Origin of the sequence: Halomonas sp. IOP_14 (genome assembly GCF_021021315.1) — a bacterium.
Taxonomy (GTDB): Bacteria; Pseudomonadota; Gammaproteobacteria; order Pseudomonadales; family Halomonadaceae; genus Vreelandella; species Vreelandella titanicae.
In genome coordinates this window covers 1-12704 of the sequence record NZ_JAINWD010000057.1, presented here as the reverse complement: position 1 = coordinate 12704, position 12704 = coordinate 1, and the positions used below count along the sequence as shown (strand labels likewise).

At 56.7% G+C, this 12704-nt stretch carries 10 protein-coding genes; 9 read left to right on the top strand and 1 reads right to left on the bottom strand.

Translation table 11 applies throughout. The annotated features are described in order from the left end of the window. Window positions 1-148 precede the first annotated feature (148 nt). The 3 genes from K7H09_RS22810 (at window position 149) to K7H09_RS22800 (ending at window position 5488) form a co-directional block, all read left to right on the top strand. Window positions 149-2323: a methyl-accepting chemotaxis protein gene (locus tag K7H09_RS22810; RefSeq protein WP_230806113.1), complete on the top strand. Its 2175-nt coding sequence runs from the start codon at window positions 149-151 to the stop codon at window positions 2321-2323. Window positions 2324-2531: 208 nt separating this feature from the next. Then, the gene (gene ilvD / locus K7H09_RS22805; protein WP_230806111.1) at window positions 2532-4376 is read left to right on the top strand and encodes a dihydroxy-acid dehydratase; all 1845 of its coding nucleotides are present in this window, start codon (window positions 2532-2534) and stop codon (window positions 4374-4376) included. Between the two features lie 56 nt (window positions 4377-4432). Next, on the top strand, window positions 4433-5488 hold the full coding sequence (locus tag K7H09_RS22800; RefSeq protein ID WP_230806109.1) for an oxidoreductase: 1056 nt from the start codon (window positions 4433-4435) through the stop codon (window positions 5486-5488). A 427-nt stretch (window positions 5489-5915) separates the two neighbouring features. Here the strand turns inward: K7H09_RS22800 and nudE are convergent, their stop codons facing one another. Further along, window positions 5916-6557, bottom strand: coding sequence for an ADP compounds hydrolase NudE (gene nudE / locus K7H09_RS22795; protein ID WP_022519716.1), 642 nt, complete (start codon window positions 6555-6557; stop codon window positions 5916-5918). 77 nt (window positions 6558-6634) lie between these two features. Between nudE and yrfG the strand changes: the two genes are divergently transcribed. The 6 genes from yrfG (at window position 6635) to K7H09_RS22765 (ending at window position 12459) form a co-directional block, all read left to right on the top strand. Further along, window positions 6635-7327: a GMP/IMP nucleotidase gene (gene yrfG / locus K7H09_RS22790; protein ID WP_027958816.1), complete on the top strand. Its 693-nt coding sequence runs from the start codon at window positions 6635-6637 to the stop codon at window positions 7325-7327. Further along, window positions 7324-7713: an RNA-binding S4 domain-containing protein gene (locus K7H09_RS22785; protein ID WP_041157918.1), complete on the top strand. Its 390-nt coding sequence runs from the start codon at window positions 7324-7326 to the stop codon at window positions 7711-7713. Before yrfG ends, K7H09_RS22785 begins: the two co-directional genes overlap by 4 nt. A gap of 50 nt (window positions 7714-7763) precedes the next feature. After that, complete coding sequence (gene hslO, locus K7H09_RS22780; protein WP_022519713.1) at window positions 7764-8639, top strand: Hsp33 family molecular chaperone HslO; 876 nt, start codon at window positions 7764-7766, stop codon at window positions 8637-8639. A gap of 301 nt (window positions 8640-8940) precedes the next feature. Continuing rightward, the gene (locus K7H09_RS22775) at window positions 8941-10497 is read left to right on the top strand and encodes a phosphoenolpyruvate carboxykinase (protein ID WP_230806107.1); all 1557 of its coding nucleotides are present in this window, start codon (window positions 8941-8943) and stop codon (window positions 10495-10497) included. Window positions 10498-10720: 223 nt separating this feature from the next. Further along, window positions 10721-11227 carry a peptide-methionine (R)-S-oxide reductase MsrB gene (gene msrB, locus K7H09_RS22770; RefSeq protein ID WP_022519711.1) on the top strand — a complete coding sequence of 169 codons (507 nt, stop codon included), beginning with the start codon at window positions 10721-10723 and terminating at the stop codon, window positions 11225-11227. Window positions 11228-11271: 44 nt separating this feature from the next. Further along, a complete protein-coding gene (locus K7H09_RS22765; protein WP_230806105.1) occupies window positions 11272-12459 on the top strand; it encodes an alpha-hydroxy acid oxidase in 1188 nt (395 codons plus the stop codon). The last annotated feature ends 245 nt before the right edge of the window (window positions 12460-12704 follow it).

Below are 12704 nucleotides of genomic sequence, written 5' to 3'. Positions count from 1 at the left end.
AGGCTTAGCGTTAGGAGCCTGTCTGGCTTGGCCGATCGTCGCGAGAAGCATAGATTCGCAGTAGATCAGTGTTAAGTCGGACAGGCTCCTAGGGAACCGCTAATCCTAAAGATGGCACAAGCCTTCAATAAAAAAGTAGGGGGTCTCAATGCATAATGCCGCACAAGCAGCATCCACTATTTATGAATTAGCCGATGACGAAGTGTTGATCTCACGCTCGGATCTGCAGGGCAGAATCACCTACGCCAACCAAACCTTCGTGGAGGTGAGTGGTTACACGCTGGACGAGATCATGGGTGAACCCCATAGTCTGTTCCGCCACCACAGCATGCCCAAGGCGGTTTTTCAGAACCTGTGGGAAACCATTGAAGCCGGTAAAACCTGGCAGGGGCTGATCAAGAATCGCCGCCAAACGGGAGAAGCGTATTGGATGCATACCACCATCGCGCCGCTGCTCGATGGTAACCGCGTGGTGGGCTATACCTCTATCCGGCGTAAAGCGGCGGATAGAGCCATTGCCCGGGCAGAGCGGGTATACGCTGCAATGCAACAGGGCAAAACACGTGGTTTCAAGCTGCATTATGGTGCAATACGCCACACCGGTCTGCGTGGATGGGTAAAGCGTTTTAGTTTCAGCAGTATGCAGGCCAAACTAATGGGCATGGTGCTGGCTTCGGTGGTTTTACTAGTCATCGCAGGGGCGGCGGGGGTGTATGGCTTAACCAGTTCCGCTGAACGCTTACGCACTCTCAATCAAACGGGCCTTGAAGGCATTACCGACCTTCAGCAGATAGGCCAGCGGGTTAGCCAAGCCATTCAGGCGTTAGAACCGGCGGTGCGCAACCCGAGGCGGGCGGATCTTGATGCTCTTGAAAGCCAGTTAACCACCATGAGTGCCGACATTGAGCAGTCGTGGCAAGGCTATACTGCAGAGCGCGAAGCCGGCGGTGTGCAAGAGGGCCTAGCGGCACATCTCACCACTTTTATTGAAGGTGCCGATACCACCCTGACGGCTATCCGCGATGGTAACGGCTTTGCTGCTTTTGAAGCCTTTAATGACAACGTGCAGCCCACCTCTGAAAGTATTAGTGCCACTATCAATGTATTGGTTGAACAGGAACGCACGGCTGCGCATACGCTGATGGACAATGCCGAACAGCAGCAACAGGTATTATTGTACGGTCAGTTGGGCGTGCTGCTGCTGGGTATTGTGTTAATGGTGGGGCTGAGCATGGCGGTACTCAAATCGCTGATTAAATCACTCAACGAGGCGCGTCGGGTAACGTTCCAAATTGCCGCGGGTAACCTCGCCAACCGAGTGACTTTAAAGCGTAATGACGAGTTAGGCGAGTTGCTGAGTTCGCTGGAAACCATGCGCGCTAGCTTATCGGGGCTGATTACCGAGGTGGGCAACAAAGTCGATGTGGTGACACCTGCGTCCGAACATATCAAACAGCAGAATGAAGACCTGGCATCGCGCACTGAGCAGCAGGCCTCCTCGCTTCAGCAAACTGCCTCTAGCATGGATCAGATGACGGCGACCGTGCAGCAAAACAGCGAAAACGCCCGTCAGGCCAATCAACTGGCCATGCAAAATGCCACCACCAGCCGCGAAACCGGCGAGCGCATGCAGGCGCTAGTCGAACGCATGGAGCGTATCGCTGCCAGCGCCGATAAGATGACCGACATTATTAGCGTCATCGACGGCATCGCTTTTCAAACCAATATTCTGGCGCTGAATGCCTCAGTAGAAGCTGCTCGGGCTGGCGAGCAGGGGCGTGGTTTTGCAGTTGTGGCAAATGAGGTGCGTAGCTTGGCCGGGCGTAGCGCTGATGCGGCTGGCGACATTCGTCGTTTAATCGACTCCTCCTCCCAGGAGATTAGCGGCGGTGCCCAAGCGGTGAAGGAGGCCGAAGCCGCTATCGATCAGGTAGTGACTCAGGTAATGAGAGTCAGCGATATCATGGAAGAGATCAGCACCGCCTCCGATGAGCAGAGCAACGGTATCGCGCAAATCAATACCGCCGTCGCGGAGATGGATCATGTCACCCAGCAGAATGCCTCCAAGGTACAGTCGATTTCCAGCGCTGCTCAAGGCCTCACCCGCGAAGCGCTGAGCCTGGCCAACGTTATCGCCGCCTTTCGCTTAGAGGGTGCTGCCGAAGAGAGCAGCGAGACTGCCCGCATGCGCTTGCTTAAACAAGCAGGGCTTGGCTCCACGCCCCCACTAGCGTCATCTCCCGCATTAGTCTCGCCCCAAAACTCCCCGACTCAGCGTACTGCCCAAGCCCAGCCAGCCGAAGAGGCGTGGGCGACCTTCTGATGAATCGGCGCCATGGAGGGCGCTTTACTTCCTATCGGGTCTCGTGATTTAGCCTCTACATCCAGCCTCCACATCTAGTCTCTGCGCATTGCTCATGCCACAATCAAAAGCTACTGATATTTTTCAGAATTAGTCTAGCCTGCAGCCTTGCGTGCTGTGGGCTAATAAAAAATAGAGCCTAGCTATTTATTAGAGAGTAGAGGACACCATGCCAGAGTATCGCTCACGTACCACCACCGCTGGCCGCAATATGGCCGGTGCCCGCGCGCTGTGGCGCGCCACCGGTATGCAGGACGGCGACTTTCAAAAGCCGATTATCGCGGTAGCCAACTCCTTTACCCAGTTTGTGCCGGGCCATGTGCATTTAAAGGATATGGGCCAACTGGTGGCGCGGGAGATTGAGAAAGCCGGGGGCGTCGCCAAAGAGTTCAACACCATTGCGGTGGACGATGGTATCGCCATGGGCCACGACGGCATGCTCTACTCGCTGCCCAGCCGCGACCTGATCGCTGACAGCGTTGAGTATATGTGCAACGCCCACTGCGCCGATGCGCTGGTATGTATTTCCAACTGCGACAAAATCACCCCAGGAATGCTGATGGCCGCTCTACGCCTCAATATTCCGGTTATCTTTGTTTCCGGCGGCCCCATGGAAGCGGGTAAAACCAAGCTTCTCAACCACGGGCTGGATCTCGTCGATGCCATGGTGATGGCCGCCGACGACAGCGTGGATGATGACACCCTGGCGGAAGTAGAGCGCAGCGCCTGCCCCACCTGCGGCAGTTGTTCGGGCATGTTTACCGCCAACTCCATGAACTGCTTAACCGAAGCGCTGGGTCTGGCCTTGCCCGGCAACGGTACCGTCTTGGCGACTCACTCGGATCGTCGTCGCCTGTTTGAAACCGCTGGCCATCGCATTGTCGAGCTGGCCAAGCGCTATTACGAAGGCGAAGAAGCCCACCTGCTGCCGCGTGCCATTGCCTCCAAGGCGGCGTTCAAAAATGCCATGACCCTGGATATCGCCATGGGCGGCTCTACCAACACTATTCTTCACTTCCTGGCGGCGGCCCAGGAAGCCGAGGTGGACTTCACCATGGCCGATATCGACCGCCTCTCCCGTGAAGTGCCCCAACTCTGTAAAGTGGCGCCCAATACCCAGAAGTACCATATCGAAGACGTCCACCGTGCAGGTGGCATTATGGCCATCCTGGGGGAACTGGATCGTGCCGGAGTGCTGGATACCTCGGTGCCCACCGTGTATGGCGACAGCCTGAAAGCGGTGCTGGAAGAGTGGGATATCATGCGCTCGCCAAGCGCGGAAGTGGTTGAGTTCTTTAAAGCCGGGCCGGGTGGCGTCCCTACCCAAGTGGCATTTTCCCAAAGTGCCCGCTGGCCGAGTTTGGATGGTGACCGTGCCACCGGCTGTATTCGAGACCTTGAGCATGCCTTCTCTCAGCAGGGCGGCTTAGCCGTGCTCTATGGCAATATCGCGCTGGATGGCTGCGTGGTCAAAACCGCCGGGGTCGATGACTCGATCCTGGTCTTTGAAGGCCCCGCCCATGTGGTGGAGTCTCAGGATCAGGCAGTCGCCGATGTGTTGGCGGATAAGGTCAAAGAGGGTGATGTCGTCGTGATTCGCTACGAAGGCCCGAAAGGCGGCCCCGGCATGCAGGAAATGCTCTACCCGACCTCCTACCTCAAATCCAAAGGATTGGGTAAAGCTTGCGCGCTGCTGACTGACGGGCGCTTCTCTGGCGGCACTTCAGGACTCTCTATTGGCCATGTTTCCCCTGAAGCAGCGGCGGGCGGCGCGATTGGATTGATCGAGCAGGGCGACCTGATCCGCATCGATATTCCCAGTCGGGCGATTAACGTCAAACTGACCGATGCCGAGCTGGCGGCCCGCCGCGAGGCAATGGACGCCAAGGGTGCCGCTGCCTGGAAGCCTGCCGAGCAGCGTCCCCGCAAGATCACTCCGGCACTTAAAGCCTATGCGCTGTTGGCGACCTCCGCTGACAAAGGGGCTGTTCGGGATCTAAGCAAACTCGACTGATATACGCAGCTGAAACATGCAGCTGAAACATGCAATAAGCCCGAGTAAGGAATCAAATGAAGGCGATTATAAACGTTGGATTAGTCGGCTACGGTTTCGCTAGCCAAACCTTCCACGCACCGCTGATCCAGGCCACGGAAGGCCTGGATTTGGTCGCGGTCTCTTCAAGCGATGCCGCCAAGGTGCAGGCGTCACTGCCGGATGTTGAGGTAGAGGCTCAAGCATTAGCACTTTGCCAGCGCAGTGATATTGACCTGATCGTTATTCCCACTCCTAACGATACCCACTTTTCCCTCGCCAAAGCCGCTCTCTCGGCGGGCAAGCACGTAGTGGTCGATAAGCCGTTCACGGTGACCCTGTCAGAAGCCAAGCTGCTCAAAAAATTGGCGGATGATAAAGAGCGTCTATTGTCGGTGTTTCACAACCGTCGTTGGGACAGCGATTTCTTGACCGTTAAGGCCCTGCTTGAGGCGGGGACGCTAGGACGTCTGGTCAATTTCGAATCCCATTTCGATCGTTTCCGTCCGGAGGTTCGCGATCGCTGGCGCGAGAAGGCCACCCCCGGTGGCGGCATCTGGTTTGATCTGGGGCCGCATTTGCTAGATCAAGCCTGCGAGCTGTTTGGCATGCCCCAGGCTATTCTGCTAGAACTCGGCGTGCTGCGAGATGGCGCCCAGGCTGACGATGACTTCCTCGCGCTGCTCGACTACGAAAGCTTTCGCGTTACCTTAGCGGCGGGCACGCTGGTGGCCGAACCGACACCGCGCTTCCGGATTAATGGCACCCAAGGCAGCTTCATAAAATACGGCTTAGACCCTCAAGAGGATCGCTTAAAAGCAGGTGAAGTGCCGACATCCCTGTGGGGCGAAGATACTCAACATGGCACTCTGACACTGCGCGAAGGGGAGGGGGATAACGCACCGCTAACGCGTCGTGAACTTGCGACCCTGCCGGGGGACTACCTTGCCTATTACCAAGGCATTGCCGCAGCTATCCGCGATAAAGCACCGCTACCGGTAAGCGTCGACGACGCCCTGCGCTCAATGACCTTGCTGGAAGCAGGCCTAGACAGCCACCGTCAACGGCGCTGGATCGCATTGAAAAATCATTGATGGGGATGGTGAATCGTAAATTGTGAATGGTGAATCGATTTTGTAGCACGTGGTAAGCGCCAGTGCACCTGCGACGGCGGCCCGGCGCGAAAGCAGCGCGCAGCGGTGCTGGGGTTGGGTGAGGTGCCACCGGGCGTCGTTCCGCCGCCTCCCGCGGGTGCCTCCAAACGCTCGCTGAACTCGCGTTCCTCGTTACCACACGCTACAGGTTCGTGCCTTGATTGTTTTATATGCATGCGTAATGGGATATTTGGCATCTCCGTTTTATGTGCATGCGTGATTTAGTAGCGCGTGGTAAGCGAAGCGCACCCGCGGAAGCATCGCGCAGCGGTGCCGGGGTTGGGTGGAAATGCCACCGGGGCGGCTGGCGCCGCTTCTCTACCACGCGCTACTATTCACTCCTTACCACTTACTATTCACTACCCTATCAAAGCAAATCCGTCGCACTATTGCGTTTCTCTTCCCGCAACCTATCCCGGGCGATATAGAGCGCGGCGATAGCGCGGGCTTCGTGAAAATCCTCGCGCAGTAGTAGGGCGGGTAGCTCCTCGATGGCGTGGGTTTCCACAATCAATGGCTCTGGCTCATCCCCTGGCAGGCGCTTGGGGTACAGGTCGGTGGCGAGGAGTACCTGCATACGGTGGCGCATATAGTTGGGTGCCAGCGAAAGCTCGACCAGCGGTTCAATGCGGTGAGCGCCAACGCCACACTCCTCCATCAACTCGCGGTTAGCCGCGGTAATGATATCTTCGCCAGGGTCAACTAATCCCTTTGGCAGGGTGAGAACATAATCTTCAAATCCAGCGGCGTATTCACGTATCAGCAGCACGTGGTCTGGGTCGGGCATCGCCACCATCATCACTGCGCCGCGGTCAGCGCCGGTCAAGCGCTCAAATTGGCGCTCTTCTCCGTTAGAAAAACGCAAATCAAGCGACTCAATCTGGAATAAACGGCTCTGGGCCACGCTCTTGCGAGCCAAAATTTGCGGCTTTTGCTGGTAGCCCGAACGCTTAGCACTGGCACCTTCAGGGTGATTGAAGGTGTCGCGAGTTGGGGGGGGCGTAGACATAAAAGTGGGCCTCCATGGCTGGTAAAAGGCGGTTAAGCTACAATAGCACGCTTACTCCTAACGTGACTGGAGCGGCAATGATTGATTGGCGCGAGATAGACACCGTCCTCTTGGATATGGACGGCACGCTGCTGGATTTACACTTCGACAGCCACTTTTGGCTCGAGCACCTGCCGCGGCGCTACCGCGAACTGCACCAACTGGATGAAGCCTCCCAGGAGGCGCTGCGCGCGCGTATTATCGGCGAGCAGGGCACCTTAAACTGGTACAGCCTGGCGTACTGGAGCCGCGAGCTGGGCGTGGATATCGTCGCTCTGAAGCGCGAAGTCCAGCACTTGATAGGCCTGCGTAGCGATGCTCTGGATTTCCTCAAATGGCTCAAACAGGCCCACCCGAGGGTCGTGCTCGCCACTAACGCGGATCGTGCGAGTCTTGCCCTGAAGCTGCCGCTCACCGGTTTGGAAAGTTACCTGGACGCGATCGTCTCTTCCGAGGACGTAGGAGCCGCCAAAGAGGAGCAGGCGTTTTGGTTTGCGCTACAAGACATCGAAGCCTTTGATCCCACGCGTACGCTGTTTATCGACGACAACGCCCGTGTACTCGAGAGCGCTCGTGAGTTTGGCATTAAGCATTTACTGGGCATTAAACAGCCCGACAGCCAGCGGCCTGAAAAAGAGCTGCAAGAATTTATTGCCCTCGATCGCTTTGCCCACCTGCTACCCGAACAGCTTCCTGAACAGGTGTCAGCAACCCAAGGAGTGCCTAAATGAGTGACAGCGTACGCTTGGATAAATGGCTGTGGGCCGCCCGCTTTTTTAAGACCCGCGCACTGGCTAAAAAAGCTATCGAGGGCGGGAAAGTGAATTACGACGGCGGTCGCGCTAAAACCAGCAAGCAGGTGGAAGTCGGTGCGCTTATTCGCGTGCCTCAAGGCTGGGAGATATTGGAGGTAGAGGTCTTATCGCTTTCGGATCAACGCCGCGGGGCACCAGAAGCGCGCACGCTCTATGCAGAAACCGAAGAGAGCGTGCAGCGTCGTGCTAAAGAGGCCGAAGCAAGACGCCTCACTAACGAAGCGATGCAGCATCCTCTCAAGCGCCCCGACAAAAAGCAGCGCCGCGATATCCAGCGCTTCCAGCGCCACCAGGGCGAGTAGATCCTCGCTGTTAAACGCTAGCCGTCCTTAAATACTTAGGTTGCCAAATTATGTCCGATCAAATTCAACGTTTTATGTTCGATCACACCAATGTCCGCGGCGAGATCGTCACCCTGGCGGCCGCCTACCACGAAGTGCTGGATCGTCATGCCTACCCTCCGGCGGTGAATGAGCTGCTGGGCGAGCTATTAGCCGCCGTGGCGTTGCTTACCGATACCGTGAAGTTGGATGGCACGTTGAGTATCGAGGTACGTGGACGCGGCGTTCTGTCACTGTTAATGGCCGAGTCCAACCCCGGTGGTGAACTGCGCGCGATTGCCCGCATAGCAGAAGACGCCGCACTGCCCAGCGAGCACGCCAGCTTCCGCGAACTAGTGGGAGAAGGCCAGATCGTGATTACCCTCGATCCCCGTGAGGGCCACCGCTATCAAGGTATTGTGGCGTTGGATCAAGAGACCCTGGGCGGCTGTCTGGAAGCCTATTTCAGCCAATCTGAGCAGTTGCCAACCCGCCTCTGGCTGGCTGCCGATGAGAAGCGTGCGGGCGGGTTACTGCTGCAGCGGCTACCAGAAGAGTCACAAAACCAGGATGTCGATGCCTGGGATCGCAGCGTACAGCTAGCTGATACGATCAAAACGGAAGAACTGCTCGGCCTTGAGCAGCGCGAGGTGCTGCATCGTCTCTATCACGAAGAGACCGTGCGTGTTTTTGAACCCAAAGCACTGCGCTTTGGCTGCACCTGCTCCCGTGAGCGTATGAGCTACGCGTTGCACTCTCTGGGTAAAGAGGAACTGCGGGATATTTTGCACGAGCAGGGGGCTATTGATACCCAATGCCACTTTTGCCACACGAAATATCACTACACAGCAGCGGATATTGAAACTTTGTTGGACGACCCTGACGCGCCACCGCCCACGATTCACTAAGTGTGTAGTCGAAAGCGTATATCAGGGTGTTTACCAGCAGTGCTAGGAGCGCCAATGGATTCAATGAATTTGGTGTTTCGTGCAAACGGATGTTTGAATTTTTACTGCGCTGCAACACAAAATGTAGTGCCTTTGTAGTAGTTTAACTACAAGATATTTGATCTGCGCCCCCGTTTCCTGGGGGCTTTCTTTTTGCCATAATGCGCCGAACTTCAGCGCGCCCAGCCGGTTTCACAGTGGTTGGGATGAACATCAAGGCGTCGGTGACGCCCGGTAAACCGAGAGAAGCCCAGGAATCGAAATGACCACGACTCAAGCCGCTCCCCAATCCCACGTTAATCTCAGCAGCGCCGAACTAGTCGAGCGCGCAGTGGCACGTGGCGAAGGCCGCCTCTCAGCCAACGGCGCCTTGGTAGTCAAGACCGGCCTGCGTACCGGTCGCTCACCGAAAGACCGCTATATCGTTGATGAGCCCTCCACTAGCAGCCAAATCGATTGGGGCAACGTTAACCAGCCCTTCGACGCCGGCAAGTTCAACGCCCTGTGGGATCGAGTCAATGACCACCTGGTCAGCCAAGAGCATTTTGTCTCTGAGCTGCACGTGGGCAGTGATTCCACTCACTATCTGCCGGTGCGCGTCACCACCGAAACTGCTTGGCAAAACCTGTTTGGCCGCACCATGTTTGTACGCCCTCAGGCCTACAACCAAGCAGTTAAAGACGAGTGGACGATTCTTAACGCCCCAGGCTTTGAGTGTGACCCTGCTCGCGATGGCACCAACTCTGACGGCTGCGTGATCCTCAACTTCGCCGAGAAAAAAGTGCTTATCGCGGGTATGCGCTACGCCGGTGAAATGAAGAAAGCCATGTTCTCTGTGCAGAACTTCCTGCTGCCAGCCGCCGACGTACTGCCCATGCACTGCTCGGCGAACGTGGGTGAAGATGGTGAAACCTGTCTCTTCTTCGGTCTCTCTGGCACTGGTAAAACCACGCTCTCGGCGGATCAGGCGCGCTTCTTGATCGGTGATGACGAGCACGCTTGGGGAGATGGAGTCGTCTTCAATATGGAAGGTGGCTGCTACGCCAAATGTATCGATCTTTCCGAAAAGAATGAGCCGGTCATCTGGAACGCTATCAAGTTTGGCACCGTACTGGAAAACGTGGTGCTGGACGACCGTCGTGAGCCTGATTATGCCGACGATAGCCTGACCCAAAACTCCCGCGCCGCGTACCCGTTAGAGCACGTTGAGAAGCGCGTAGCGGAAAACCTGGCTGGCGAGCCGAATGCCATCGTGTTCCTGACCTGCGATATGTCCGGCGTGCTGCCCCCAGTGTCGATTCTTTCCAAAGAAGCCGCGGCGTATCACTTTCTGTCTGGCTACACCGCTAAAGTGGGCTCCACTGAAATGGGCTCCTCTGAAGGCCTGGCCGCCACATTCTCTACCTGCTTTGGCGCACCGTTCTTCCCGCGTCCTGCCCGTGAGTACGCTGATCTACTGATCAAGCGTGTCGAGAAAAAAGACGCCCAGGTATATCTGGTTAATACCGGCTGGACTGGCGGCGCTTACGGCGAAGGTGGCGCACGCTTCTCCATTCCGACCACGCGTGCCATCATAAGCGCGATTCAGTCTGGCGTGCTGCGCGACATCGAGACCAAGCACATCGATGGGCTCAATCTGCAAGTGCCGCTTGCCGTGCCGGGCGTTGATTCCAGCCTGCTCGACCCGCGTGAAACCTGGCAAGACCGTGACGCCTACGACCGCCACCTCAAAGACCTGGCGACCAAATTCGTCGATAACTTCAAGAAATTTGAAGGCGTCAATGAGGCCATTATCCAGGCAGGCCCCCAACTGACCTGAGCATCAGTTGATGACTTGGACGTCAGTTGACCAGCGTGTCAGGCCGCTAGAAAAAGCAGCAGAAAAAGTAGCGTGCCAGTGTAAGTAAGTCGCACCCAATAGCGACTAAACTACACAGAAATGATCGACCTCAGAATGGGACAGCGCCACGGCACTGTCCCATTTTTATTGGCTCTTTTGCTGGCCGATTATTTTCCTTGCCAATTTCTGGGGAGTGATTCTCATGAAAAGACGTCAATTTTTAGGCCTGGCCGGACTAACCGGCGCGGTCGGGGTGATACCTGGACTGTCATTTGGCTTTCCACGGCTTGACCTGGAAGCTGCACCAGGCCTGGAGCCACTGGAGTTGAGTGAAGCCGAATGGCGTGAACGACTCTCCGATGAAGCCTTTGATGTACTCCGAAAGGCAGGCACTGAGCCCGCCTTTTCAAGCCCGTTGGACAAGGAGTGGGGGGATGGTGAATACCGCTGCGCTGGCTGCGATCTGTTACTCTTCACCAGTGAAATGAAATATGATTCCGGTACCGGTTGGCCAAGCTTTTTCGAACACGTGGAAGGGCATATGCTGACCGAGCTGGACTTCAAGCTGGTTTGGCCCCGTACCGAATACCACTGCGCCCGCTGCGGTGGTCATCAGGGCCACGTCTTCGAAGATGGCCCCGAACCCACCGGCCTGCGCTGGTGCAACAATGGCGTTGCCTTGCGCTTCGTGCCTGCTGAATCGAGCTAGGCTGCCGAGCGGGGGAAGGATAGAACAATCATTAGGAGTGTTGCGTGAAAGGTTGGCTCCAACAACGATGGACTCGAAAGAAACTCGCCAGCATCCATAACCTGCATGATGTTGAGCGGCTGGCCCGAAAAGTGTTGCCCAGGCCAATTTTTGGCTATATCGACCATGTGGCCGAGGATGGGCGAACCCAGCGAGCCAACCTCACCGCTTTTGATGATTACCGCTTTTTGCCCAAGGCGTTTGTCAACGTCTCGCAGATTGATCTGCACACCGAGCTTTATGGCAAACGCTACACTGTTCCGTTCGGTATCGCCCCCATGGGCATTAGTGCGCTGTCAACTTACCAGGGCGACTTAGTGCTGGCGCGGGCAGCAGCAAAGCGCAACCTGCCCATGGTTATGAGTGGTTCATCGCTTGTGCCCATGGAGGAGGTGGCTAAGGTGGAGGGAGCCGACTGGTTTCAGGCCTACCTGCCCGGTACCCCAGAAGGTATCGAGGCCCTGCTCGAGCGGATCAAGCGAGCCGGCTTCAAGAAGCTGGTGGTAACGCTTGATTACCCGGTGCCGCCCAATCCCGACAATTTCCGCCGTTCGGGGTTTTCATCCCCTCTCGAGCCAACCCTTCGCCTAGCATTTGATGGTCTGATACGGCCTGGTTGGCTATGCAATACCTTCCTGCGCACCTTGTGGAAGCACGGCATGCCGCATTTCGAAAACAACTATGCCGAGCGGGGCGCTCCCGTTATCTCCCGCCAAGCAGCGCGGGACTTTTCGGGGCGACGCCATTTTGACTGGGGTTATCTCGATCTTGTACGGCGCCTGTGGCCCGACACCTTGATCGTCAAAGGGATATTAAACCCGGAAGACGCAGTACGTGCTCAGCAGGCAGGGGTTGATGGCATTATTCTTTCTAATCACGGCGCTCGGCAGTTGGATTGCACCATTTCCCCGCTTCAGGTGCTACCCGAGATCAAGCGTCGCGTTAGTGATATCCCCATTATGATCGACAGCGGTTTCCGGCGCGGCACCGATGTGATCAAAGCGCTGGCATTGGGGGCTGATTTTGTCTTTGTGGGGCGTCCTTTCAACTATGCCGCCGCCTGCGCAGGGCAGGCTGGGGTAGAGCATGTCGCTGATCTTTTGCAGCGTGAAATTGAGCGCAATATGGCTTTGCTAGGGCTGACCAGTCTCTCACAGCTAGACCGCTCCTGCCTCTACCTATCAACAGTGTGATTACGTGCCTCGGCCATATGCATAACGTGCACATCCCCTTGGAATCCCCACATCCATGTGCATGCGAGATTTAGTAGCGCGTGGTAAGCCTAAGGCGCACCCGCGGAAGCAGCGCGAAGCGGTGCCGGAGTTTGGCTGAAGTGCCATTGGGCGTCGTGCCGACGCCTCCCGCGGGTGCCTACGAACGCTCGCTGAGCTCGCGTTCCTCGTTACCCAATGGGATGGACTCCTCCTCACCCTACTCC

Excerpts from the sequence above, each read along its gene's own strand:
- K7H09_RS22810 (WP_230806113.1), top strand. The coding sequence starts at position 149 with ATGCATAATGCCGCACAAGCAGCATCCACTATTTATGAATTAGCCGAT.
- ilvD (WP_230806111.1), top strand. The coding sequence starts at position 2,532 with ATGCCAGAGTATCGCTCACGTACCACCACCGCTGGCCGCAATATGGCC.
- K7H09_RS22800 (WP_230806109.1), top strand. The coding sequence starts at position 4,433 with ATGAAGGCGATTATAAACGTTGGATTAGTCGGCTACGGTTTCGCTAGC.
- nudE (WP_022519716.1), bottom strand. The coding sequence starts at position 6,557 with ATGTCTACGCCCCCCCCAACTCGCGACACCTTCAATCACCCTGAAGGT.
- yrfG (WP_027958816.1), top strand. The coding sequence starts at position 6,635 with ATGATTGATTGGCGCGAGATAGACACCGTCCTCTTGGATATGGACGGC.
- K7H09_RS22785 (WP_041157918.1), top strand. The coding sequence starts at position 7,324 with ATGAGTGACAGCGTACGCTTGGATAAATGGCTGTGGGCCGCCCGCTTT.
- hslO (WP_022519713.1), top strand. The coding sequence starts at position 7,764 with ATGTCCGATCAAATTCAACGTTTTATGTTCGATCACACCAATGTCCGC.
- K7H09_RS22775 (WP_230806107.1), top strand. The coding sequence starts at position 8,941 with ATGACCACGACTCAAGCCGCTCCCCAATCCCACGTTAATCTCAGCAGC.
- msrB (WP_022519711.1), top strand. The coding sequence starts at position 10,721 with ATGAAAAGACGTCAATTTTTAGGCCTGGCCGGACTAACCGGCGCGGTC.